Genomic DNA, 24,303 nt, shown 5'->3' with positions numbered 1-24,303 from the left:
CGCCCCCTAGGTCTTGCGCGCGTGCAGCAGCAGGATCGACGCGAGCGACGGTCTGGCACACGCCAGCCGGTCCAGTGCGCGCAGCGGACGCGGCACGCCGTGGAAGGGCGCCCCCTCCAGTCGTACGACCTCGAAGCCGGACGCCGCGACGAACTCCCGCAGCGCACGGGCCGTGTACAGCCGCAGATGCCCTACGACCTCCCGCCCCGGCCTGCCGTGGATCGCCCGCAGGCTCACCTCCGAGAACACCGGCTGGACGCCGGCCAGCAGCAGTCCGCGGTTGTACCAGGCGGCCAGGTTCGGTGTGGACAGCATGAGATGACCTCCCGGGCGCAGGATGCGGCGGATCTCGTCGAGCGCGGCGTCCGGGTCGACGAGATGCTCGACGACCTCGCTGAACAGCACGGCGTCGACCGAGGCGTCCTTGAACGGCAGCCCGGAGCCCGTGAGTTCACCGCGGACGGCGTACGGCAGCCTGGTGCGGGCCCGCTTGAGGGCGTCCTGGGACCAGTCGACGCCGACGATCCGGTGACCGGTGAGGAGGGGGGCCGCGGTGGCGGCCGCGGTGCCGTCGCCGCAGCCGATGTCGAGGACGGTGCGCGCGGTCTTTCCGGGGGCTCCGAGGGCCGTGGCCAGCGTGCGGGCCTGGCGCAGGGAGCGGGGGGTGCCGGAGGCGACGGGGACGGCGGGATCCTCGTAGAAGTCTCTGAGGCCGCCGCGGCGCGGGGGTGCGGTGGTGTTCACGGGGCCACCTCCGTGGCGTGCAGGTAGTGCTCGAACAGGTCCCGCAGGTGGGTGCCGTCGCCGTGGCTGAGCAGGGCGCGGGACCAGCGCAGCGCGAGGTGCAGCCGGCCCGCGGTGGAGGCGGTCGTGACCGTGAGACCGCGGGGCATCCTCGCGGGCGCCGAGAACCACACGGCGTGCGCGCGTCCGGCCTCCTCGCCGAAGTCCAAGGGGTACGGGATGCGGCCGATGTTGCTGAGCAGCGTGGTCGAGGTCCAGGGGGCGGCGGCTCTGCGCAGACCGCGGGTGAGGGCCGCCCGCCAGGTCACCGGGGTGACCGGGGCGGTGAGCAGGCTCGCGCCGTGGCCCAGTTGGGGGCGGGTGAGGGATTTGAGGGCGCGGGTGCGTTGTGCCGTGCGGCGCAGGAACGCGGGCATGTCGTCGGGGTCGAGCTTCAACTCGTCCGGTGCGAAGGGGACTTCCACCAGGCGGGTGCCGTTTCCTATCGGCATCGTCGTGTCCCTCGGGCGGTCGTCGACGGGCATCGTGATGCGGAGGGGGCGGGGGCGGGCGCCGTGTTCCCTGTTCCAGTGGGCGATCGTCAGGGCCGTGGTGACCATGAGCTGGTCGTTGACCGTGTAGGGGGAGCCCTTGGGGCGGTGGGGGAGGGGGAGTTCGGTGACGAGGAGGCCGTTGCCGGGGGAGTTCTCGGGGGTGCCTTGCGCTACGCGGGCGGGGCGGGTCCAGTTCGAGGGGGTGTCTGGGGTCTGCTGTGGGGTTTCCGGTGCGCGGGTGGGGGCCGGGGCCGGGGAGTTGTCCTTGCCGCCGTAGATTTCGGCTGCCGTGGCGAGGATGCGGAGGCAGGCGGGGCCGTCGAGGGCGGTGTGGTTGATGGTGAGGAAGAGGACGGTTGTGTTTCGGGTGCGCGCCGGTGGGGGCTGGTCGCGCCCCGCGGCGGAGCCGCTTATCGATACAGCCCCGCGCCCCTTAAAGGGTGGGTGCAGGCCGACCATGTCTGTTGCCTCGCTGCCTTCTGCTGGACCCGCCCCCTCCACCACCTCCAGTCGTATCGGTGGGGACAGTGACAGGGGAGGCGCCTCCACCAGCGCCCTCGTCCGCGCGTTCCGCAACGCATCCCGCCCCGGAGTCGGAAAGGTAACCACCTCCACATCCGGCTCCGTCGTCAGTTCCCACTCGTAGCGGCGGCGGTAGCGGCCTCCTGGAGCCTCTCGCATCAGGATCCGGGGGTGTCGGTGCAGCGCCTCCGTGAACGCCTTTCGGAGGCGAGCCGGATCCAGCCGTCCCGGCAGATGCACCTCGATGTGGACCGTCTCCGGTTCCTCCTCCTGGAGGCAGTGGCGGGAGACCTCGTCGACCACCGGGAACGGGATGCGCGTCGGTGGGGTCATGTCGGTTCCGTCCTCCCCTTGCTCACCTCGACCGGCGGCAGTTGCTGTGTCGGTGCCTCGGAACCGGGGGGTGCCTCAGCCTGGGCCTCGCGCTCGTCCTCACGCACACTCACCAGGGCCGCGAACAGGCCGATCAGTGCGAGGAGTTGGGCCACGTGACCGAATGCCCCGTGCGATGCGCCCACCGGCTCTCCCGCGCCCACCGCCGCGGCGATGCCCGCCCCCGCCAGTGCCACGAAGGCGATCGGCACCAGGAGTCCATGGCGCCGGGACGCGAGCAGTGCCAACGCCGGGACCAGCAGGGCGAACCAGCCCGCGATGACCACGCCCACCACCGTGAGCGCCACCACTCCGAGCCACACGCCCGGCGCCGGGGGCACCCGCTGCGGCTCGTCGGGGTTCGGGGAGCGCCTGCGCCACAGCACCAGGCCCACCAGCGCCGCCAGTGCGACCCCGCTGCCGATCAGCGCGCCGTCGTGGGTCGTCGCGGGTTCGTACGACAGCTTGACCGTGCCGCCCGCGCCCGCGGGGATGCGCCAGCCCTGCTGCCAGCCGTCGAGCCGCAGCGGGGACAGCGACTTCCCGTTCAGGGTGGCCTTCCAGCCGTCGTTGTAGTTCTCGTACGTCGTGAGGTACGAGGCGGCGCCCGACCCCACGGTCACCTCGCGTTTGTCGCCGAGCCAGTCCCGTATCCGCACCTCCCGTGCGAGGGAGGTCGGTTCCGCGACGGTGCCACGGGTCAGCGTGATGCTGGTCAGGGCGAGCGGTCCGGCGTCCCCGCCCTCGACGACATGCTCACCGGAGGCGAGGGACAACTCGGCGTCGGAGCGGCCCGACTGACAGAGCGTGACCGTCAGCTCCCGCCGGTCGGTCAGGTCCCGGATCCGGCCCGACACGCCGGTCTGGTACAGCTTCCCGTCGACCGCAAGGACCGGTCCCTTGCCGCACGGCAGGGAGAACTTCCGGGTGGCCTTCGGCTGCGGGGTCCGGTACTGGTCGAGGGCCGGGATGTAGGCCTCCGTGAGCCCCACCGGGAGTTGGAGATCCTCGTCCGCGACCGGGTTGTGCAGGGTCAGCGGGGCCGTCTTGGTGATCGTGATGTCGAGGCGGTCGGTCGTGATCGGCGGGAAGCGCACCGCGCCGTTCTCGTCGACACCGGCGACCGTCGCGCCGTCGGGCGAGGTGATGTCGACCTCGGTGGGACGGGAGGAGAGTCCGCCGGCGGGCGCCAGCACCACTTCCCCGATGGGCTGTTTGCCGTTCCAGCTGAGGTGGACGGTGGGCCGGTCGCCCGCGATCCAGGCCGTGGTGAGGTCGCCGTCGGTGAGATTGCGGGCGGACAGGCCCGTGCCGAGGGTTGCCGTGGAGTCGGCGGTCGCGGTGATGCGGTTGCGCTGGTCGGGGGCGACCTCGTACAGCAGCCGGTCGAGTTCCTCCCCGCTCACCGGCACCGCGCTCGCCTTCACCGAGTACGTTCCCGAGGCCGCCGTCTCGAACCGGCGGTGCAGGCCGGCCTCGGTGCCGGTCGGGGAGATCCCGGCCGGGTCGGGGACCCGGTGCAGGGAGACGATCTCGGCGGGCGCGTCGGCGGAGTCCGCGTCGGCCGGCAGTCGCAGCAGCCGGGTCACCTGCACGTCCGGCAGGTCGATCTCGGAGAACCCGGCCCCGGCGAGACCGGTCCGGCGCGCGACCGAGTCGACGATCGTCAGCTTCATCCAACCCGTCGTGCCGGGAGGGGACTTGATGCTCTGTGTCGATCCGTCGGCCCGCAGGAAACTGGTGCGCGAGCCGTTCTCCGTCTCCACCCGCACCTTGGTCGCCGCCGACCGCACGCTCTCCTGCGGCAACGGCGTGACCTTGAACGACGAGGGCATGTCGTACGCGGGGTCGGAGAAGCCGATGCGCAGCCACTGCCCGTCCGGCGAGCCCGCCACGCCCTCCGCCCAGGCGGTGTCCGGATTGCCGTCGAAGGCGTTGACCGGGTCGAACTGCGGGAGATGGAACAGCCAGTTGCCGTACGACGACGCCGTCACCGTGCGGGCGCCGCGCAGTTCGGCCACCGTCTGGTGCGAGAGTCCCTTGGTCGGCAGGATCTGGTGCGGTTTCTCGCCGGCGTCCTGGGCGGCCCCGGAGGCGTTCCGCTCGTCCTCGGTGTACGTGTAGGAGGTGTTCGCGTTGACGAGCCCGAACCGGGTGTCCGCGCGCCGCAGTCCGTCGCCGACGACCTGGAGCGGCGGGGTACCGAGCCCCGGGTGGTTGTCCCCGGTCAACACCGTTGCCCGGCCGCGCAGTTCGGTCGCCAGCGGCAGCAGCGACTCGGGTCCGCCGGACACCTGGACGGTGTCGGCGACCGGCAGCAGCCCCGCCTGACCGGGCCGTGGCACGTCCTCGCTCGCCGGACGGTAGATCTCCACCGCCCGCTGCCTCGGGTACAGCCCCTCGATCTGGAGCGGGGTGTCGTGCGCGATCTTCCCGCCCGTCATGAGCGGCCCGAGGCCCGTCACCCGCTCGTAGCCGGACTGTTCGAGGGCCCGCTTGACGACCGAGGACGACACGGTGCCGATCTGGTCCGGGTCGAGGTCGTTGCGGACGACGACGTAGTAGACCCCGGCCCGGCTCAGGTAGTCGGCGAGTCCCGGGATCTCACCGCCGGTCAGCAGTGCCTGCTCGACCGCGTCCGTCGTGCGCCGGTTGCCGGGGGTGCCGAAGGGGACGTAGTCCCGTTGCGCCCACCGGGACTCGGCGAGCACGTCGAGCGGCTGGTCGATGGGGGAGCCCCAGGTGTAGATGCCGTGCGCGGTCGCGGGGACGACGAGGGCGCGTGAGTCGGGGGAGTACTTCTCCAGCCAGTCGGACGTGGACTGCCAGTACTTGGGCAGTTGCTGGAAGGAGCCCGGGTTCAGGATCGTGCCGTTGAGATACGGCCACATCAGCCCGGGCAGGACGAGGACCGCCGCGATCAGCGGGGCGTACCGGCGGCCTCTCATCGCACGCGCCCCGCGCGGTTCGGCGGCCACGCCCACCAGATGGGCGAGGCCCAGCACCAGCGCGAGCGCCAGCCCCGGCTGGAACTTGTAGATGTTGCGGAAGGGCGCGAGGCCGCCGTTCAGCCAGTCCTGCACGAGCCCGTGGAAGGGTGCGCCGAACGCGCCGCCGTATCCCGCGAGCAGCACCAGGACGGCCGTCAGCACGGTCAGCACCAGCCACCGGCGCTCCGGCATGTCCCGCCGCGCGAGGCCCGCGAGACCGAGCCCGGCCGCGAGCGCCGAGCAGAGGATCACGATCACCGAGGAGGCCACGGTCCAGCCGGCCGGCAGCCACGCCTCGCCCAGGTGCAGGTAGGCGACCCAGTTCCCGGCACCGCGCAGGGCCTCCGTCGCCGACATCGTCTCGGTCGTGGTCCGCGCGCTCTCGACGTACGGCAGGAAGTTCTCGCCGTAGAGGCCGAGCAGCAGCAGGGGGATCACCCACCAGGCCGTCGCCAGGATCACGCCCGGTACCCACCAGGCGATCAGCTTGCGCTGCCGGGGCCCGGGTGGCCGGGAGAGGAGATACAGGCCGACGGGCAGCAGAGAGGCCAGCGTGGAGGCCGCGTTCACCCCGCCCATGAAGGGGATGATCAGCGCCGAGCGCAGGGCGGCGATCCGGGCGCTGTAACGCTCGTTCGTCAGCGGCAGCAGCACCCACGGCAGGAAGGCGCCGGGCAGTGCGGCGGCGGAGGTCGAGCCGATGACGATGGTGAAGGTCGGCCACAGCGCGTACGCGACGGCGCCGAGCAGCCTTCCCGGACCGTTGCCGATGCGCAGCCGCTCGGCCAGCCGCAGCGCGCCCCAGAAGGCGACCGACACGATCAGCGACATCCACAGCCGCTCCACCAGCCACACCGGCAACTGGAGGGCGTGGCCCAGCCAGTAGAACGGCAGCATCGGCCACAGATAGCCGACGTACTGGTCCTGGATCCCGCCGAAGGAGCCCTGGTCGTGCCACAACTGCCCGAGATCGGCGAGGAAGCGCCCCGGGTCGGTGGTGACGCCCAGCTTCGTGTCGAAGGTCTGCCGGCCCGGGTGCACCACGAGGAACAGCACGAAGACCACGGCCCAGAACCCCAGCAGCCAGCTCCGTGACCGCGGGCCCTCCGGGGGGCCCGACATGACCGCGGTGCTGGGGACGGCTGCCGGAGGAGGGGCCTGGACCGTGGACGTCGTCATGGTGGACACCGCCGGAGGATGAGGAGGAGATTCCAGGTGGCCACCTCGCGGATCCCGGGAGCCCTGACGACGGTCTCCGCGAGGAAGGGCCAGTAGCGGGAGCGCGCCGAGACGACCGTGACGTCGTCCCGGGCACGCACCTGCCGCAGGGTCGGGCCGATGTGCACGGCGAACAGGTTCTCGCCGAGGGTGTGCTTCGCGGCCTTTCCGGTACGGCGCCGATAACGGGCACGGGCCCGTTCGGCACCCAGGTAGTGCCAGGGCGCCCACTCGTGGCCGCCCCACGGGGACAGCCAGTTGGTGAACGACACGTAGATCAGCCCACCGGGCCGGGTCACCCGGATGAGCTCGCTCAGGAAGGTCTCCGGATCGGCCACGTGCTCCAGCACGTTGGAGGAGAAGGTGACGTCGGCGACCGCTTCCCGCAGGGGCAGCAGATAGCCGTCGGCGATCACGGTGGAGTCGGGTGGCTTCGCTCCCAGTTCGCTCGGATCGGGCTCGAAGAGGAACGCGTCGGCACCCCGTCTGCGGAACTCCTCGGTGAAGTACCCGCTCCCGCCGCCGACGTCCACGACGGTACGGCCGGCGACGGGACCGTCGTAGGCCTCGACCTGGTCCACGGCGTCGCGGGCGAGCAGCGCGTAGCAGGACTCGGGGTCGTCCTGCTCATGGAGGAAGGCCCGGAAGAGCGTGAGGGAACGCCGGAACGAGGGGTCCTTGAATGTCTGGGGGCGCGGGGCTGTATCGAAAAGCGGCTCCGCCGCGGGGCGCGACCAGCCACGATGGCGCCGCACGCGCGTCACGGTCCCCAGCCCCTCACCGCCTCGGAGGCCACAGCGCGAAACTGTCTGACAGTCCGATGCCAACGGAATCGGGCAGCCCGATCGCGAGCGGCCTTACCCATCAACTCCCGCTGATGGGAGGAAAGAGCCAACGTGCACCAGGCGGCGGCGAACGAGGACTCGCCCCGCGCCAGCACTCCGGTCTCCCCGTCCACGACGGAGTCCCGCAGCCCGGGTACGTCGAAGGCGATGGTCGGCGTCTCACGGGTCGCGGCCTCGGTGACGACCAGTCCCCACCCCTCCACGGCGGAGGGGTGAAGCAGCAGCCACGCCTCGCACAACAGCCGGTGCTTCTCGGCCTCGGAGACATGTCCGGTGAACTCCACGCCGGGACCGGCGAGTTGCTCCAGCCGGGACCGCTCGGGCCCGTCTCCGACGATCACCAGCCGGCCACCGGTCACCGGGCGCACCCGCTCCCAGAGCCGCAGCAGCAGATCGATCCGCTTGTACTCGACCAGCCGGCCCACGGCGACGAAGAGCGGTTCGGGCGAGCGGCGGACGAGCGGCTCCGGCTCCTCGACGCCGTTGTGCACGACGCGGATACGGTCCCGCTCGACACCGATCGCCCGCAGGGCGTGGGCCGTCGACGGGGACACGGCGACCAGCAGGCTCCGGTGTCTGGCCGCCGCACCGGCCAGGGCCCAGTGTTCGAGTCTTCGGCCGATCCGGGCGGCCGGGGCCAAGGGCCCGCCGAACCGCATCTTCCACAGGTCGGTGTGCACATGGTTGACCAGACACAGGGTCGGGCCGTGGTGCCACAGGGGCGCGAGGTACGGCATGCCGTTGCACACCTCGACCAGCAGGTCGGTCTCGCCGACCTGGCGGGCGAAGGCCGTACGGGCGCGCAGGTAGTGGCCGAACTCGCCGCCCGCCGATACGACGCGGTAGTCCCGGTAGGAGGCCGGGCCGCCGCACAGGAGGGTCACCTGGTGGCCGAGCCGGGTCAGTCCGTCGGCGAGCCGGTCGACGAGCAGCTCGGAGCCGCCGGCCGCGGGATTGTCCAGGTCACGATGGGCGAGAAAAACGATTCGGCGCGGAGGTGGGGGGAGCGCCGAGGAGTGGTGCGGGCTGTGCGATGAGGGTTGCCGCTGCGACGCCTGTGAAGGCGTGTGCAACGGATGGGGCACGTGCTGGGGCATGGGTGCTCCAACTCGTCTCAGGGTGCGGAACTCAGCAGAGTCTTTCCGGCTGGTTGTGGGGGGACTGAGCGCTTCTCAGGGGGAGGATGTGGACGGGCTGTGTTCAGGTGGGGTGGCACAGTTTTCGCCGACCCGTTCGCCGTGGCTACTCACCCACGTGACAATTTCCGGGCTTATTAGAGCTGACGTCCAGTCACATCGTGAGGACGGGCTCGGGCGTATCGCTCATATCGGTGGACTCGGGGCGCCTGCGTCCCCGTACCACCAAAACGCCCCCCATGGCAGCCAGTACGAATCCAGCCACAGCCGCCCCGATCGGCAACGTCTCGCCCACCGCGCGCAGTTGGCCGCTGTCCCGCTTCGCCAGCCGCACCGCTTCCTTCTGGGTCGCGGTGGTGAACGCGATCTTGGGGCTGTCCAGCAGGACCACGGCGTCCTTCTTCGTGCCGGGCGCCCGCAGGGTGCGCTTCGGGCCGACCTGTGCGTAGACCACCCGGCCGGTGCGCTGGTCGACGACCAGCTCGATGCCGTGGTTGGAGTACCACTCCTCGGCCAGCACCTGCGGCCGGCCGGGCTGGTCCACGATCGTGCCCGGCACCAGCCGCGTCCCGACCTTCGCCGGGGCGACCGTGCCGGTGAACCGGTAACCCGTGTACCCCTGAACCTTCTTCGTACCCTGATAACGCAGAGTCACCGTCGAACCCAGGGAGTTGTCCCACCACTGGTAGGAGCGCCGCTGCACGTCGAAGGGGAACTTCAGATAGGCCTCGCCCTCGATGTACGGCTTCTCGCCGCAGCAGTGCACCGGCCTGGTGGTCTTGCGGTCCATGACCCAGCGGTGCGGGACGAACTCCAGGGCGTCGTGCGGGTCGGAGGCCGGCAGCGACTTGTCGGTGTCGACGGTGGTGGTGACGTCCCACACCGCGGCTCCGTCGCTGCGCTCACTTTCCTCGACGTTGCCGCGCACCCGCTGAGTGACGGTGATCCGCTGGTCGGGGACGGTCTTCACCTGCTCGGTGTCGAAGACGCTGCCCGTGCCGCGGTAGACGGCGGTCTGGTCGATGTTGATCGGATTCACGGCGGCCCGTGGAGTCACGTACCACGCGAGCAGGGGCGCCAGTACCAGCAGAAACGTGCCGAGTCCCAGCAGAATCAGGGAGATTGGAGAGGCTGTACGGCGCATCCGGACACTCCAGTGGCGTGAGATGACGGAGTTCGGGCCGCTCTATGGGCCGGAGACCGTAGGCGTATCGGTACGGGGTGTCAATGTCTTGACGGATTGTCAGTGACTTGTTGAGACTGGGCGCACAGGCAGGGTGGGTACCGGACGGGTTCCGGGTGGGGACGTACGCCGGATCGAGCCGCTCGAGAGAGGCTGCCCCTGCGATGTCCAGACTGCTCGCCGCCGCACTGACCGTCGTGGTCGCCGCTTTGCTCGCCCTCGGTGCCGCGCTCGGCATCGTCGCGCTGCTGGAGGCGACGCCCGAGCAGCCCAACACCCCCTTGATCACCTACGAGCAGACGGACCAGGGGAGTTGACCCGTGGCCGCCCGCCCGGCAACTGTGCACGCCCGCTCGGCCTGGCACGACGTCCCCCGCCTCCAGGTCCGCCAGTTCGCGGCCATCGCCATGGCCGAGGCGCCGGCCCTCGCGGAGGAGATCCTGCGCGAGATCCGCCGCGAGTACCCCCATCTGCCGGTGGTCCTTGACGAGTCCGGCGAACCGATGGCCCTGGTCGGCATCCGCCGCGCGATCGAGGTCTTCGTCCAGCACCTGGAAACGGCGGAGGGCCGCCCGACGGTCCCCCCGGGTGTCTTCCAGGAATTCGGGCGGGGCGAGGGTCTGAACGGCCGCAGCCTCGACTCCCTCCAGGCGATCTACCGCATGGGCGTACGCCTGGCCTGGCGCCGGTTCGCCGACATCGGCCAGCGCGTGGAGATCCCGCCGCCGGCGATGTACGAGCTGGTGGACGCCGGCTACGAGTACCTGGACGGCCTGGTCGACCAGTCGGTCCGGGGCTACGCCGAGGCAGCGGCACGCCAGGCCGGCGAGCGCCTGCGCCTCCAGCGCCGCCTGATGGAGTTACTGCTGGCCGAACGCCACCGGGGCGATCCGGCGGACGCGCTGACGGAACGCGCGGCCCGCATCGGCTGGCCCCTCCCGAAGAAGGTGGCGGTCGGCGTCCTCCTCCGCCCGGCCCGTGAGGCGGTACCCCCCGCGGTGGGCCAGGGAGTCCTCCTGGACATGGACTACGAACAGCCCCGCATGGTCGTCCCGGAACCGGGCGCGGCGGGCCGCCCCGAACTCCTGCACCGGGCCCTGACCGGCTGGGCGGGCGCGATAGGCCCCCCGGTCCCGCTCACCGACGCGGCGAAGTCCCTCCGCTGGGCCGAGGCCGCCGTACGCCTGATGGAACGCGACCTGCTCCCCGCCGGGGACGTCCTCTACTGCACCGAACACACCGAGGCCCTGGTTCTGCTCCAGCCGGAGGAACTGATCGACGACCTGGCCCTGCGCTGCCTGGCCCCCCTGCGACACTGCGGCCCCACCCACGGCCGCCGCCTCGCGGAGACGCTGCTGGCCTGGCTGGAGACGAGGGGCGGCGCCCCGGAGGTGGCGGCCCGCCTGGGCGTCCACCCCCAGACCGTCCGCTACCGCCTCCGCCAGATCCGCGAACTGTGGGGCGACGAGATCGACGACCCGGACCGACGGTTCGAGCTGGAGCTGGTACTGCGGGCCCGGCGGTTGCGGGGGGAGCTGGCGTGAGCGACGCAGTGTGACGTGCCGCACACGGAGTGGGTCTATGTCCCCCTTGCCCATTGCCCGAGGAAACAGCCTGTCGCTAGCCTGTGTTCGTCATGCCGATCGTCTGTTGAGATTTCGAACGCAGGCGCCTTAGACACACAGAGAGGGGGCCGGTTGTGGGACGCCTCGTACCTGCCGTGACCCGGGCTCTCGATATTCTCGAGCTCTTCCTCGACGGAGACGGGACGCTCTCCGCTCCCGACATCGTGCGCAGGCTGCAGCTGCCGCGCACCACCGTGCACGAGCTGGTGACCACTCTCGCCGCCCGGTCGTACATCGTCCAGGTCCCGGGGCAGCCGGGACGCTACCGGCTCGGGGTGCGGCCCTACCAGCTCGGCAGCCGGTACGCCGAGCAGCTGGACCTCGCCGCCGAGGGACAGCAGGTCGCCCGGTCCGTCGCCGAGACCTGCGACGAGACCGTCCATGTGGCGATCCTCGAGGGCACCGACGTCATCTACATCGCCAAGGTCGACTCGACGCACGCGGTGCGGATGGTGTCGGCGGCCGGCCGGCGGCTGCCCGCGCACTGCACCTCCGTCGGCAAGATGCTCCTCGCCTCCCTCCCGGAGCCGCAGCTCGCCTCCCGTATCCCGGACGACACCCCGCTCGCCGGTATGACGCCCAACAGCATCACCGACCCCGGCGCCCTGCGCGAGGCCCTCGACGAGATCCGGCAGCGCGGCGTCGCCGTCGAGAACCGGGAGTCCAACCCGGACGTGTCCTGCGTGGCCGCCCCGGTCCGTGACCGCACCGGGCAGGTCGTCGCCGCGCTCTCCATCTCCGTGCCGATGATCCGCTGGAGCGACGACCGCCGCGTCGAGCTGGAGCAGCTCGCCGCCAAGGGCGCCGCCGAGCTGTCCGAGCGCCTCGGCCACCGGAGCGTGGGATGACCCGCTTCACGACGTACGAGGTCGCCGTGCGCGCCGAGGCCACCCTCGGTGAGGGGCCCACGTGGGACGGCGAGCGGCTGCTGTGGATCGACATCCTGGGCGCTCGGCTCCACAGCTATGACCCCGTCTCCGGGCACCGCACGGTTCGCGTCCTCGACCAGCACATCGGTGCCGTCAAGCCGCGCGCCGGCGGCGGACTCGTCCTCAACCTGCGGGACGGCGTGGCCGTGCTGGACCCCGACGACTCCTTCCGCTGGCTCCACCACGAGCCCGTCCCCGGCCGCCGGGCCAACGACGCCGCCGTGGCCCCCGACGGCTCTCTGTGGGCCGGCACCATGCGCTACGACGAGGCACCGGGCGGCGGCACCCTGTCCCGGATCACCGGTGACGGCACCCACCACACCGTCCTCGACGACGTGGCCGTCAGCAACGGCACCGGATGGAGCCCGGACGGCCGGCTCATGTACTACATCGACTCACCCACCCGCCGCGTCGACGTCTTCGACCACCACGACGGCCACATCGGAAACCGCCGGACCCTCGTCGGGATCGAGGACGGCGCCGGTTTCCCCGACGGCCTCACGGTCGACGCGGACGGGTGCGTGTGGGTCGCCCTGTGGGACGGGGGAGCGGTACGGCGGTACACGCCCGACGGCGAGCTGGACCGGGTGATCACCCTCCCGACCCCGCGCGTCACCGCGTGCGCGTTCGGCGGCCAGGACCTGACCGACCTGTACATCACGACCGCACGGGTGGGGCTGGACGCCCCGCACCCGGTGGCGGGCTCCCTGCTGGTGGTACCGGGGGCCGGAAAGGGCCTGGAGCAACTGCCGTTCGCGGGCTGACCCGGGCTGCCTACTCGAGCCCCGCCTTCTTCAACTCCTCGGCGGTCAGAGGCGGTTCGGTCAACGCCGGCTTCAACGGCCCCACCGCCGCCGCCAGCAGGACCCCCGGCGCGAGCAGCACCTCCGCCCGCCGCTCCAACGACGTGACATCGGTGACGCGGCGGGCGATCCGCCCGTTCCCGGTGGCCGTGTACATCAACCGGTCGACGTACGCGGCCACCACACGGTCCCGCAGCGTCGGTCCGTCCTGTGTGGCTCCCGGGTAGAACACGTCCTGCCCGATCGCCAGATCCCACGCGGCCGCTACCGGCCGGGCGACCGCCTTCTGGATACGGCGGGACAGACCGGGCGCGCCCCAGCCGTGCCGTCGTACCGCCGCCCGCAGGGCCACCGCACCCTGCGCCGCCACCGACATGCCGTGCCCGTACACCGGGTTGAACGCGGCGACGGCGTCGCCCAGCACGGCGAAGTTCTCGGGCCAGGCCGGCATCCGCTCGTAGAAGTGGCGGCGATTGGCCGTCGTACGGGTGAGGGCCACCTCCGTCAGCGGCTCGGCCCGGTCGACGAGCTCGGCGAGGACGGGGTGGCGCAGCTCCGCACGGGCGTACCGGGCGAAGTCGGCGGTGTCGGCGGCGGGTTCGCCGCCCCGGGTGCCGTACAGCGTCACCAGCCACTGCCCGTTCTCGATCGGCAGCAGCACACCGCCGCGCCCGGGCCGGCCGGAGCGCGCGTCGGGCTGGACGCTGACGACGGGGTAGCCGGCGCGGGCGGGCTCGGGGGCGCGGTAGCGGCGACTGGCGTAGGTGAGGCCGGAGTCCACGGTCCGGCTCCGGGGGGCGGGCAGGCCGAGCTCGGTCAGCCACTGCGGGGTCCGTGAGGCCCGGCCCGTCGCATCGACGACCAGGTCGGCGCGCAGCGTGCGTTCGGCACCGGCCACCCGGACCCGGACGCCGGTGACCGCCGCGCCCGTACCGTCGAGCCCGAGCACCTCGGCGTCCTGCAGCAGCTCGATCCGGTCGTCGGCCAGCACCTGGGCACGCACCGTGGCGTCCAGCAGGTCCCTGCTGGACAGCAGCATGAAGTGCGACTCGCTCCAGCGCCGGAACCAGCCCCGCGGGGACAGCGCCACCATGTCGGTGGTCACCGGCAGCCGGTGCGCCCCCGCGGCACGCAGTCGTCCCGTGACCCCCGGCAGCAGTTCCTCCAGCGCGAGCGCCCCGCCGGACCAGAGCTGGTGGACATGGCGGGCCTGCGGAAGCCCCTTGCGGGGCGCGGGGCCGGAGGGCAGCACATCGCGTTCCACGACGACGACCCGGTCGGCGGGCCCGGCCAGGGCGGCCGCCGCGAGCATGCCGGTGTGGGACCCCCCGAGGACGACGGCGACTCTGGCGGGGGAGGGGCTTTCAGTCATGCGTGGACATGCTCTCTGCCGGGACGGCCGCGCGGGCGCGCACCGCCGTGATCTCGTCGGGACTGCGCAGGGCCGCGGAGACGGCGTGGATCTCCTGCAACAGGTATGCGGTGTCAGGAGCCGTCGTGTCGTCGCCGTCCGTGGCGTGCCGCTCGGTCTCCACGGCGTCCAGGATGGTCACCGCGGCGGCGAGGGCCCGGGCCCGGCCGGGTTCGGCGCCGAGGGCGAGGGCGGCGTCGTGGGAGCGCCGCCGCAGGTCCTCGTCGAGGTGGCGGGAGAGCTGCAGGAGCGCGTCGCGGATGTAGGTCTCGCGGCGGATCAGGCGGATCTCGGGGGTGACCTGCAGGGCGAGCGGCTCACGGCGGCCCGGCACGGCCCGCAGGAGGCGGGCCAGCGGCTTCAGGTTCCGGCGTCGGCGGCGGACCAGCCAGCGCTCCTGCAGGTACTGCCCGGCGTGCGGGACGATGACGCCGGTCGCGACCATGGTGGCGCCGATGCAGGCGGCGGACGGCGCGATGTTGGTGTTGAGCCAGTCCAGGTCGTGCCCGGTCCACCGGGCCACGATGGCGGTGAACTTGGCCGCGCTGAACAGGAGGTTGGTGACGTAGCCGACGGTGAGGAACCTCAGGCCCCAGCGCAGCCAGCCGTCGAGTCCCTCGGTGCGGATCCAGGTCCAGATGAGCCGGGCGGTGATCAGACAGGCCGCCGTGTGCACGATCAGGTAGAGGAGGATCTCCTCGCGCATGAAGGGCGTGGTGGCGTAGTACGTGTCCAGGTCCTCGATCTGTTCCACCGGTACATCGGCGAGGGCGAACAGGACCCACAGCGCGACCACCACGGCCGTGTAGACGCCGACCACCCAGCGGGTCGCACGCCGTGTCTGCGCGCGGCGGTCGGTGTGGCCGTTGCGCCAGTGCACGACCAGCAGCAGCCAGGACGCGGACAGCGCGGTGATCAGGGAGTACACCCAGGGGGCCGCGATGTTCGGGACGCCGGTGACCCGGTTGGTCCAGGCGATGGTGCTCGGGGCCGCGAAGACGAACACCGCGCAGGCGAGCAGCAGCAGACCGCCGACGGCACGCAGCAGCGGATCCCGCCACAGCTTGACGATGCTGGGCAGTTTGATCGCCAGGGCGGCGCCCAGGACCAGGCCCGGCAGCCAGAAGGAGATGTACAGGCCGGTGAAGAACGCGGTCGGTCCCTCGGCCAGTTGCTGAGGTGTCACAGCGTCCCGCCTCCGCGTCCCCGGTAGCCCAGCGACCTCTGGACCGGGTCGGGGCAGGCCGGGCCGCCTCGCCCCACCTGGTGGAAGGCGGCCGCCAGCCGGTGCCCGAAGTCGTCGGCCTCGGCCTCGTCCGCCTCGCGGGAGCCGTTGCGGGCCGCGACGGTCAGGGCGACGGAGTCCCAGCCGGGCCGTCCGGCGAGCGCGTCCGCGGCGGCCGCGTGATGGTGGGCGTGGCCCGCGTGCAGGTGCCACAACTCGTGGCCCAGGATGACCAGTTGCTGCATCTCCTCGGCCCGCTCCTCCACGATGACGAGGTCGAAGTCCTGGAACTCCACCCACAGTCCGGTCACCGCGATCTCGTCGGGGAAGCGCTCGAAGCGCAGGTCCAGGGGCCGGCCGCCGCGCCGCGCGCTCATCTCCTGGCACAGGGCCCGGCACAGCTCGGGCACGTCGGCCGGGGGACGGGGTCTGGCCCGGACCGCGGCGGTGAGGTGGGAGACCAGATCGCGCATGGCCGAGGTCGCACGGGTGCGTCGTAGCGCCGAGGCGATCCGGGCCGCACTCCTGCGCGCGCCCGCGATGTCCATCCCACCCCCTGAGCTCTCCCGCCGCCGTAGGACGGGCTGTTCGAGACTACGCGCCCCGAACTGTCCCGTCACGCGATCCGATTTTGCTGCCCGGACCATTGACTGGAAAGCGCTTCCTGCCTACGGTCCCGTTCGAAGTTACGAGCGCAATTCGAGATATCGAACAGATGATATTCGACAGATGGGGCAGGGAATGGGACGACCTGACCTGAGCCGCAGGCACCTTCTCGCAGCGGCGGGCGGACTGACCGTCGCCGCGAGCTTCGGCTTCGCGGCCCTCGGCACCGGCGCCGACGCGCTCGCCTCCGGGGCGGACACCCGGGTGCGCTACTGGAACCTCTTCAGCGGCGGCGACGGCGCCAACATGATCGCGATGCTGGACGCCTTCCGAAAGGCCCATCCGGACATCGACGTGAAGGACTCCACCCTCCAGTGGGGCAACCCCTTCTACACCAAGCTCGCCATGGCGGCCGCGGGCGACCGCGCACCCGACCTCGGCGTCATGCACATGGGCCGGGTCACCGGCTTCTCGCCCGGCCGCCTTCTCGACCCGTGGGACGTCGACCTGCTCGCCAAGTACGGCGTGCGCGAGCAGGACTACAACCCCGCGCTGTGGAAGCGCGGCGTCATCGACGGCAAGCTCTACGCCCTCCCGCTCGACATCCACGTCCAACTCTGCTTCTACCGCAAGGACGTGCTGGGCAAGGCGGGCCTGCTCGGCGACGACGGCCGGATGATCCCGGTCACCTCCACCGACGAGTGGTTCGACGTCCTGAAGAAGGCCAAGGCCGCCCAGAAGAAGGGCCTCCAGACGATCGGCCTGTGGACCAACGACCAGAACTTCCAGTGGTGGTTCTTCGTCGCCTTCTACACCCAGCTCGGCGGCGAGTGGTTCAACGCCGACAACACCGAGGTCCTCTTCGACCCCGACAAGGCCACCCGGGTACTGGAGTTCCTCCGCCGGCACGTCACCGACGGGTACGTCATCCCGGGCGCCCCCACCGGTGAACAGTTCATCAACGGCGCCCCCTTCACCTGGGAGGGCAACTGGTCCGTGCCGGTCTTCTCCGGCGCGAAGCTGGATTACGGCGCGACCCCGCTGCCGCCCGTCTTCGGCAGGCAGGCCACCCACGCCGAGTCGCACGCCTTCGTCCTGCCGCACCAGGCGGGCCGCGGCGGCGCCACCAACGAGGGCGCCCACGAACTCGCCGCCTACGTCGTCACACACGCCCTCCAGTGGGCGGCCGGCGGTCACATCCCCGCGTACACGCCGACGCTCTCCACGGCCGCGTACAAGAAGCTCACCCCGCAGAACGAGTACGTCAGCGCCATGGACCACCAGGCCACCGAGCCGAAGGTGTGGTTCGCGGGCTCCACCGGCGTGCTCGCGCAGGACCTCGGCCCGGTCGTCGTCTCCTCGACGATGGGCTCCGCCAAGCCGGACAAGGTCGCGCGCACGATGAAGAGCCATCTCACCAAGCTCCTCGCCTCGAAGAACCCGATGGACGGCAGGACCGCCGCGCAGGGAGGTGCGGTCGCATGACGACCAGCGCTCAGACCGTCATAGCGCCCTCGCGCACCAGGAGCGCGACCGCCGTCGCGACCGTCCGCCGCAAGCAGGGCTTCCAGCACGGCGGCTGGTTCGTCGCCCCGTTCCTCGCGCTCTTCGTGCTGTTCGTGATCTGGCCGCTGCTGCGCGGCGTCTGGCTCAGCTTCACGGACGCCAACATCTCCGGCGACGGCGCGAGTTTCGTCGGCCTCGACAACTACCGCGAGGCCCTGAACGACTCGGCGATGTGGGACGCGCTCGGCCACAGCGCCTACTTCACGCTGCTGGTCGTGCCGTGCATCACGGTCCTCGCCTTCCTGCTCGCGATGCTCGCCCACCACATCGAGCGCGGCAAGTGGCTGTGGCGGCTGTGCTTCTTCGTGCCGTTCCTGCTGCCCTCGACGGTCGCCGCCAACATGTTCCAGTGGCTGTTCACCCAGGGCATCGGCCTGATCAACGAGACCTTCGGGCTCGACACACCCTGGCTGACCGACAAGTCGTACGCGATGCTCGCCATCGTCATCGAGACCCTGTGGTGGACCGTCGGCTTCAGCTTCCTGCTCTACCTCGCCGCCCTCCAGGGCATCCCCGACCACCTCTACGAGGCCGCGAAGCTGGACGGCGCGAACGCCTGGCACCGCATGGTCCACATCACGCTGCCGATGCTGCGCAACATCACCGGTCTGGTGATCGCGCTCCAGATCCTCGCCTCGCTGCAACTCTTCGACCAGGCGGTCGTGATGATGGACTTCGGGCCGGGTCCTGAGGTCAGCACCCGCTCCTTCGTCCAGTACACCCTCGAACAGGGCTTCACCAGCTACCGCGTGGGCTACGCCTCCGCGATGTCCATCATCTTCTTCGTGATCATCGCAGTCGTCGCCCTGGCTCGGATGTGGCTGCTGCGCACCCGTGAGGAGGGCGGCCGATGACCACCACCGCCGTACCGGTCCGTAAGAGCACCCGCAAGCCCTGGACTCCCAGCCAGATCATCCTCACGCTGATCGGCGTCGCCGTCTCCGCCGTGTTCGTGGCGCCGATCGCCGCGGCCCTGTTCACCTCCCTCAAGTCCGAGGCGGAGGCGGCCGAGATCCCGCCGCACTGGCTGCCGGAGGTCTGGACGGTCCAGGCGTGGAAGGCGCTGTGGGAGACCGGCAACATCACCAACTGGTTCATCAACTCGCTGGTGGTGTCGGTGTGCGTCACCTCCGTCGTGCTGACGGTCAGCGCCCTCGCCGGATACGGCTTCGCCCGCACCGAGTTCCGCGGCAAGAGCGTGCTCATGGGCATCGTGATGTCGGGCCTGATGATCTCCCCGGCGGTCCTCGGCGTCCCGCTGTTCACCACGGTCCAGCAGATGGGGATGGTCGACACGTACTGGGGCATGATTCTTCCCCAGTGCGCGCCGGCCGCGATGGTCTACATCCTCTACAAGTTCTTCCAGGGCGTCCCGCGCGAACTGGAGGAGGCGGCCTTCATCGACGGCGCCGGGCGCTGGCGGGTCTTCTTCACGATCGTCGTCCCGCTCGCGAGGCCGTCCTTGGCGGCGGTCGGCATCTTCACCTTCATCGCCTCCTGGAACAACTTCCTGTGGCCCTACATGGTGACCAACAACCCCGACCTGATGACCATGCCGAACGGCATCGCGACCGTCATGAACTCCTACGGCATCCAGTGGGCCCAGCTCATGGCCGGCGGCCTCATGGCGGGCCTCCCCCTGATCATCGTGTTCGTCTTCTTCCAGCGCCAGATCGTGGCGGGCGTGGCCCACACGGGGCTGGCGGGCCAGTGACACGACCACGGTACGGCGCGGGGCCGGACGCCGGGCGTGACGCGGCGGTGGTCCGCGGTGAGGGCTGTGCCGTATGCGGCTTTGGTGGGTCGGGGGCCCGGTCGCGGCGCGAGGCGCGGCCCTCCGGCGGCGGCCGGGACCTGGTGATGGTCCCGCCGGGGTCAGCGGGGCGGTCGCTTGCTCGCAGTCGGCGAGGGGACATGGCTGCACCGGTCGCATGCGGTCCCCGTAGGCCGGTGTCCCGACCAGGGCGCGGCGCGCGGCTCCGCGGCGGCCGGGACCTCGTGGGCTGTCGGGGACGGGCATTTCTTCGCGGAGGCCGAGCACGCGGTGCCGCACCAGCCGGATCCGCCCCGGGTGGTGGCGGGCGGGCGGCCGCCTCTTCGCCGCCGCCCGGCCGGCAGCGCCACACCGACCTTATTCGGCCCCCGCGGGCCACCAACAGCATGGGGAGCCCCAGTTGAAACGTCTCAGACTTGCCACGCTCCTGACCGCCGCCCTCCTCGCCGTGCTCCCGACCACGGCCCAGGCGGACACCGCCTACCCCGACCCGCTCCCGATCAGCGGGCAGCAGATCATCCATGACCCGACGGTCATCCAGCTCAAGTCCGGTGGCTACGTGGCCTATTCGACCGGCGGTGTGATCGGCGCCCGGCTGTCCAAAGACCTCAGGCACTGGACCGACGCGGGCAACGCCTTCGCCGAGCCGCCGAGTTGGTGGTACGAGTACAACGACACCGGCGATCCCTGGGCGCCGGACATCTCGTACCGCGCGGGCCGCTACTGGCTCTACTACGCCGTCTCGTCCTGGGGCACCAACCACTCCGCGATCGGCGTGGCCACCTCCCCGTCCGGCCTCCCCGGCACCTGGACCGACCACGGCAAGGTGTTCACCTCCGAGACCACCGACTCCTGGAACGCCATCGACCCGGCGATCGTCCGGGCCGACGGCAGGCTGTGGATGTCGTTCGGCTCGTACTGGACGGGCATCCGCATGGTCGAGCTGAGCCCGGCCACCGGAAAGGCCCTCCCCGGCACCACCGTCCACCACCTGGCCACCCGCCCCGACGCCCCGTACGCGGTCGAGGGCCCTGACATCGTCAAGCACGGCCGCTTCTACTACCTCTTCGCGTCCTACGACGCCTGTTGTGCGGGAGTGAACTCCACGTACAAGATCAGGGTCGGAAGATCCACGACCGTCACCGGCCCGTACCTCGACAGCACGGGCAAGCCGCTCCTCGAGGGCGGCGGCGACCTGCTGCTGGCAGGACACGGGAGGTACATCGGCACGGGAGGCGAGTCGGTCTTCCGCACCCGCGGCCAGGACTGGCTGGCGTACCACTACTACGACGCAGAGGACAACGGCACACCGAAGCTGGGCCTGAACAGGCTCGGTTGGGTGCGTGACTGGCCGGTTGTCCAGTAACTCCCTTCCTGAAAGGTCTCCATGAGCACGTCCACCGCCCGCTTCACCCTCGACCCCGCCTTCGCCGTCGGCGAAGTGAACCCCCGCCTCTTCGGCTCCTTCGTCGAGCACCTCGGCCGCTGCGTCTACACCGGCATCTTCGAACCGGACCACCCCACCGCCGACGACAAGGGCCTGCGCGAGGACGTCCTGGAGCTCGTCCGCGAACTCGGCGTCACCGCCCTGCGCTACCCCGGCGGCAACTTCGTCTCGGGCTACAAGTGGGAGGACTCGGTCGGCCCTGCCGCGGACCGCCCCCGCCGCCTCGACCTCGCCTGGCACTCCACCGAGACCAACCGCTTCGGCCTCTCCGAGTACATCGACTTCCTCCGCAAGGTCGGCCCCCAGGCCGAGCCCATGATGGCCGTGAACCTCGGCACCAGGGGCGTCGCCGAGGCCCTCGAACTCCAGGAGTACGCCAACCACTCCGAGGGCACCGCCCTGTCGGACCTCCGTGTCGCGCACGGCGACAAGGACCCCTTCGGCATCAAGCTGTGGTGCCTGGGCAACGAGATGGACGGCCCCTGGCAGACCGGCCACAAGACGGCCGAGGAGTACGGCCGGATCGCCGCCGAGACCGCCCGCGCGATGCGCCAGATCGACCCCGGCGTCGAACTCGTCGCCTGCGGCTCCTCCAGCCAGTCCATGCCGACCTTCGCCGAGTGGGAGGCGACGGTCCTCGAGGAGACGTACGACCTCGTCGACTACGTCTCCCTGCACGCCTACTACTGGCCCGAGGACGGTGACATCGACTCCTTCCTCGCCTCGGCCGTCGACATGGAGTCGTTCATAGCCAACGTTGTCGCGACCGCCGACCACGTGGGCGCCAAGCTCAAGTCGAAGAAGAGGATCAACCTCTCCTTCGACGAGTGGAACGTCTGGTACCTGCCCGAGTGGGAGAAGCGCGCCAAGGAGTTCGAGCAGGACGACTGGCCCGAGGCCCCCCGCCTCCTGGAGGACAACTACAGCGTCCTCGACGCCGTCGTCTTCGGCTCGCTCCTCATCGCCCTGCTGCGGCACGCCGACCGCGTCACCGTCGCCTGTCTCGCCCAGCTCGTCAACGTGATCGCCCCGATCATGACCGAGCCGGGCGGCCCGGCCTGGCGCCAGACGACGTTCTTCCCGTTCGCCCAGGCCTCGCGGTACGGCCGCGGTGAGGTCCTCGACGTACGGGTCGACTCGCCGACGTACGCGACGAAGAAGTACGGCGAGACGGACCTCCTGCACGCCACGGCCGTGCGCGCCGAGGACGGCACGGTCACGGTCTTCGCCGTCAACCGCAGCCAGAACGACCCGCTGCCGCTCGAAGTCGCCCTGAACGGGCTGGACCTGACGAGTGTCGTCGAGCACAGCGTCCTCGCGGACGCCGACCCGGACGCCCGCAACAGCCTCGACGCCCCGGAGCGGGTCGCCCCGCACGCGGCCGAGGGCACCGCGCTGAAGGACGGCACCCTCACCGCCGTACTGGAGCCGCTGTCCTGGAACGTGATCCGGCTGAGCTGAACACGGTCCCCGAGGGCGTCAGCAGGTTTCGCGCAGGAACCCGTCGGCGCCCTCGGGGACGACCTCCTCGTCCCGGCGCACCACGCTGAGGGTGCCGCTCCAGGTGGCGCACGCCATGGTCAGGCCCTTCTTGGTGTACTCGACCACGAGGACGTTGTCGTCGAAGGCGTCGGCGTACGCGCCGCACTCGTCGTACTCCGCACACTCCTCCGCGATGGCGAAGTCCAGGCCAACGGACGCGCGGTCGGAGACGAGTTCCACGGTGTTCTTCTGCGCGACGGCCAGTCCCTTGCCATGGGCGTGCGCCGCCAGCAGCTTCATCAGGGCCTCGGCCTGGGCGGCCTTGAGATACGACGGGAAGCGGGTGAAGGAGTCGTAGTTGTCGGGCTCCACGGCCTGGTAGCCCTTGGCCGCGCAGGCGTCGATCCAGGTGGCCAGCCTTGCGGCGATGCGCTCGCGCTTGGCGGCCGTACGGATGTCCAGGACGGCCTCGTCCCAGTCCGTGTCGTGGACGACCTTTCCGTCGGCGTCGCGCAGCAGCAGGTCGGCGTCCCAGTCGCTCTCCTGGTCCGACTCCGCCTGGTAGGCGTTGATGTTGCAGATGTTGTAGAGCCCGGGAGCGGGCGCGCTCTCGTAGCTGCGGCTCACCACCCGGACACCGGCCGCCGGAGGGTACGCGCCGCCGATCTGGTAGTCCCACGGCACGTTCTTGGGCGGGAGCGTCACGGAGGCGGGGGCGGTGGACCCGGGCGAGGTGGACGTCGGCCCGGTCGGTGACGGGGCGCTTCCGAGGTCCGACGCGGCCCGCACCGCCACGACGCTCAGTCCGGTGACGGCCAGGGCCGCGACGAGACCCACCAGGACGCGCCGCCGGGATCCGCGGCCTGCCCGACCGTCTCCGCTGCCCCGGTCGCCCCGGCCCGCTCCGGTGCCGTCCGCAACGGCGGCCGTTCCTTCGTGGGCCGCGTCCGATGCTTCGGGCCGCGCTCGGGAGACCTGGTGGGTGGTCGCCGCGGAGCCGGACGGCCCCGGCGACATCGGTGCGGCAGGAGCGGCCGGCCCCTCGGTGTCCGGCAACGTCCGCAGCAGGTCGCGCAGTTCACCGAGTTCCGGCCGTGTTGCCGGGTCCTTGTCCAGGCAGCGTTCGGCGATGCTCCGCAGCGGTTCCGCGACCCCGTCCAGGGCCGGCGGCTCGTACATCACCTGATAGCCCGTCAGGTACGGGCTGCTGCCGTCGAACGGACGGCTGCCGGTGGCCGCGTAGACCAGCAGGGACCCCAGCGAGAAGACGTCCGAGGCCCCGGTGACCTCGCGCGGCGCGGCGAACTGCTCCGGCGACATGAAGGGCGGGGTGCCGATCAGCCGCCCGGTCAGGGTGAGCGCCTCGTTGTCCACGGCGTACGAGATGCCGAAGTCGATGACGCGGGGCCCGTCCTCGGCCATCAGGACGTTGCTCGGCTTCAGATCCCGGTGCACCATGCCGACCCGGTGGATGTCCCGCAGTGCCTCGACCAGGCCCAGCGCGAGCACCCGCAGCGAGCTTCCGCGCAGCGGGCCGTCCTGGGCCACGATGTCCGCGAGGCTGCGGCCCGGGACGTACAGCGTCGCCATCCACGGCTGCGGGGCGTCCGGGTCCGCGTCCACCACCGGGGCCGTGAACGCGCCGCTCACCCGGCGGGCCGCCGCGACCTCCTGCCGGAAGCGGGTGCGGAACTCCTCGTCCAGCGCGTACGCGGGGTGGACGAGCTTGACCGCGACCTGCCGCCCGGAGTCCGAGCGGCCGAGGTAGACGACGCCCATGCCGCCGCTGCCGAGCCGGTCGACCAGCGTGTAGCCGCCGATGGACTCCGGATCGCGGGGGCTCAGCGACATCGCGAGTCACCCTTCCCGAGTGCGGGTGTTCGAAAGTTCAA

At 71.2% G+C, this 24,303-nt stretch carries 19 protein-coding genes; 9 read left to right on the top strand and 10 right to left on the bottom strand.

Annotated features, from left to right (window positions below; genetic code table 11):
• Positions 1 to 6: 6 nt before the first annotated feature.
• The 6 genes from ACIBJB_RS02540 to ACIBJB_RS02515 all read right to left on the bottom strand — a co-directional run bounded on the left by ACIBJB_RS02540 (position 7) and on the right by ACIBJB_RS02515 (position 9,504).
• Positions 7 to 744 carry a methyltransferase domain-containing protein gene (locus ACIBJB_RS02540; protein WP_398925714.1) on the bottom strand — a complete coding sequence of 246 codons (738 nt, stop codon included), beginning with the start codon at positions 742 to 744 and terminating at the stop codon, positions 7 to 9.
• Positions 741 to 2,132, bottom strand: coding sequence for a condensation protein (locus ACIBJB_RS02535; protein ID WP_398925712.1), 1,392 nt, complete (start codon positions 2,130 to 2,132; stop codon positions 741 to 743). Before ACIBJB_RS02535 ends, ACIBJB_RS02540 begins: the two co-directional genes overlap by 4 nt.
• Positions 2,129 to 6,340, bottom strand: a complete 4,212-nt coding sequence (locus ACIBJB_RS02530) for an alpha-(1->3)-arabinofuranosyltransferase family protein (protein WP_398926809.1) — start codon at positions 6,338 to 6,340, stop codon at positions 2,129 to 2,131. Before ACIBJB_RS02530 ends, ACIBJB_RS02535 begins: the two co-directional genes overlap by 4 nt.
• Positions 6,337 to 7,134 carry a class I SAM-dependent methyltransferase gene (locus ACIBJB_RS02525; RefSeq protein ID WP_398925710.1) on the bottom strand — a complete coding sequence of 266 codons (798 nt, stop codon included), beginning with the start codon at positions 7,132 to 7,134 and terminating at the stop codon, positions 6,337 to 6,339. Before ACIBJB_RS02525 ends, ACIBJB_RS02530 begins: the two co-directional genes overlap by 4 nt.
• 5 nt (positions 7,135 to 7,139) lie before the next feature.
• Entirely contained in the window at positions 7,140 to 8,321 is a 1,182-nt protein-coding gene (locus tag ACIBJB_RS02520; protein ID WP_398925708.1) for a glycosyltransferase family 4 protein, read from the bottom strand.
• 193 nt (positions 8,322 to 8,514) lie between these two features.
• On the bottom strand, positions 8,515 to 9,504 hold the full coding sequence (locus ACIBJB_RS02515) for a DUF3068 domain-containing protein (RefSeq protein WP_398925706.1): 990 nt from the start codon (positions 9,502 to 9,504) through the stop codon (positions 8,515 to 8,517).
• Between the two features lie 203 nt (positions 9,505 to 9,707).
• Between ACIBJB_RS02515 and ACIBJB_RS02510 the strand changes: the two genes are divergently transcribed.
• From ACIBJB_RS02510 to ACIBJB_RS02495, 4 genes are all read left to right on the top strand, one after another.
• Positions 9,708 to 9,860, top strand: a complete 153-nt coding sequence (locus tag ACIBJB_RS02510; protein ID WP_020116177.1) for a hypothetical protein — start codon at positions 9,708 to 9,710, stop codon at positions 9,858 to 9,860.
• Positions 9,861 to 9,863: 3 nt separating this feature from the next.
• Entirely contained in the window at positions 9,864 to 11,087 is a 1,224-nt protein-coding gene (locus tag ACIBJB_RS02505; RefSeq protein WP_398925704.1) for a PucR family transcriptional regulator, read from the top strand.
• A gap of 155 nt (positions 11,088 to 11,242) precedes the next feature.
• Positions 11,243 to 12,016 (top strand): IclR family transcriptional regulator, encoded by a 774-nt coding sequence (locus ACIBJB_RS02500; protein WP_398925702.1) that lies wholly within the window; start codon positions 11,243 to 11,245, stop codon positions 12,014 to 12,016.
• A complete protein-coding gene (locus ACIBJB_RS02495) occupies positions 12,013 to 12,861 on the top strand; it encodes an SMP-30/gluconolactonase/LRE family protein (protein WP_398925700.1) in 849 nt (282 codons plus the stop codon). The genes ACIBJB_RS02500 and ACIBJB_RS02495 overlap by 4 nt, the downstream gene beginning before the upstream one ends.
• Positions 12,862 to 12,871: 10 nt before the next feature.
• On the opposite strand, the gene ACIBJB_RS02490 is transcribed toward ACIBJB_RS02495, so the two are convergent.
• The 3 genes from ACIBJB_RS02490 to ACIBJB_RS02480 are packed head-to-tail and all read right to left on the bottom strand — an operon-like array spanning position 12,872 to position 16,084.
• A complete protein-coding gene (locus ACIBJB_RS02490; RefSeq protein WP_398925698.1) occupies positions 12,872 to 14,272 on the bottom strand; it encodes an FAD-dependent oxidoreductase in 1,401 nt (466 codons plus the stop codon).
• Entirely contained in the window at positions 14,265 to 15,497 is a 1,233-nt protein-coding gene (locus ACIBJB_RS02485) for an MAB_1171c family putative transporter (RefSeq protein WP_398925696.1), read from the bottom strand. The genes ACIBJB_RS02490 and ACIBJB_RS02485 overlap by 8 nt, the downstream gene beginning before the upstream one ends.
• The gene (locus ACIBJB_RS02480) at positions 15,494 to 16,084 is read right to left on the bottom strand and encodes a toxin-antitoxin system, toxin component family protein (protein WP_398925694.1); all 591 of its coding nucleotides are present in this window, start codon (positions 16,082 to 16,084) and stop codon (positions 15,494 to 15,496) included. Before ACIBJB_RS02480 ends, ACIBJB_RS02485 begins: the two co-directional genes overlap by 4 nt.
• A gap of 193 nt (positions 16,085 to 16,277) precedes the next feature.
• On the opposite strand from ACIBJB_RS02480, the gene ACIBJB_RS02475 reads away from it, so the two are divergent.
• From ACIBJB_RS02475 to ACIBJB_RS02455, 5 genes are all read left to right on the top strand, one after another.
• A complete protein-coding gene (locus tag ACIBJB_RS02475; protein ID WP_398925692.1) occupies positions 16,278 to 17,627 on the top strand; it encodes an extracellular solute-binding protein in 1,350 nt (449 codons plus the stop codon).
• Positions 17,624 to 18,562: a carbohydrate ABC transporter permease gene (locus ACIBJB_RS02470; RefSeq protein WP_398925690.1), complete on the top strand. Its 939-nt coding sequence runs from the start codon at positions 17,624 to 17,626 to the stop codon at positions 18,560 to 18,562. Before ACIBJB_RS02475 ends, ACIBJB_RS02470 begins: the two co-directional genes overlap by 4 nt.
• A complete protein-coding gene (locus tag ACIBJB_RS02465; RefSeq protein WP_398925688.1) occupies positions 18,559 to 19,422 on the top strand; it encodes a carbohydrate ABC transporter permease in 864 nt (287 codons plus the stop codon). The genes ACIBJB_RS02470 and ACIBJB_RS02465 overlap by 4 nt, the downstream gene beginning before the upstream one ends.
• Before the next feature lie 460 nt (positions 19,423 to 19,882).
• Positions 19,883 to 20,848, top strand: coding sequence for an arabinan endo-1,5-alpha-L-arabinosidase (locus ACIBJB_RS02460; protein WP_398925686.1), 966 nt, complete (start codon positions 19,883 to 19,885; stop codon positions 20,846 to 20,848).
• A gap of 21 nt (positions 20,849 to 20,869) precedes the next feature.
• Positions 20,870 to 22,390: an alpha-N-arabinofuranosidase gene (locus ACIBJB_RS02455; RefSeq protein WP_398925684.1), complete on the top strand. Its 1,521-nt coding sequence runs from the start codon at positions 20,870 to 20,872 to the stop codon at positions 22,388 to 22,390.
• 18 nt (positions 22,391 to 22,408) lie between these two features.
• On the opposite strand, the gene ACIBJB_RS02450 is transcribed toward ACIBJB_RS02455, so the two are convergent.
• Positions 22,409 to 24,262: an endo alpha-1,4 polygalactosaminidase gene (locus ACIBJB_RS02450; RefSeq protein WP_398925682.1), complete on the bottom strand. Its 1,854-nt coding sequence runs from the start codon at positions 24,260 to 24,262 to the stop codon at positions 22,409 to 22,411.
• Between the last annotated feature and the right edge of the window lie 41 nt (positions 24,263 to 24,303).

Origin of the sequence: Streptomyces sp. NPDC050759, assembly GCF_044456945.1 — a bacterium.
Taxonomy (GTDB): domain Bacteria; phylum Actinomycetota; class Actinomycetes; order Streptomycetales; family Streptomycetaceae; genus Streptomyces.
Note: the sequence above shows the minus strand (reverse complement) of the source record. Positions and strands in the feature narration are given on the sequence as shown.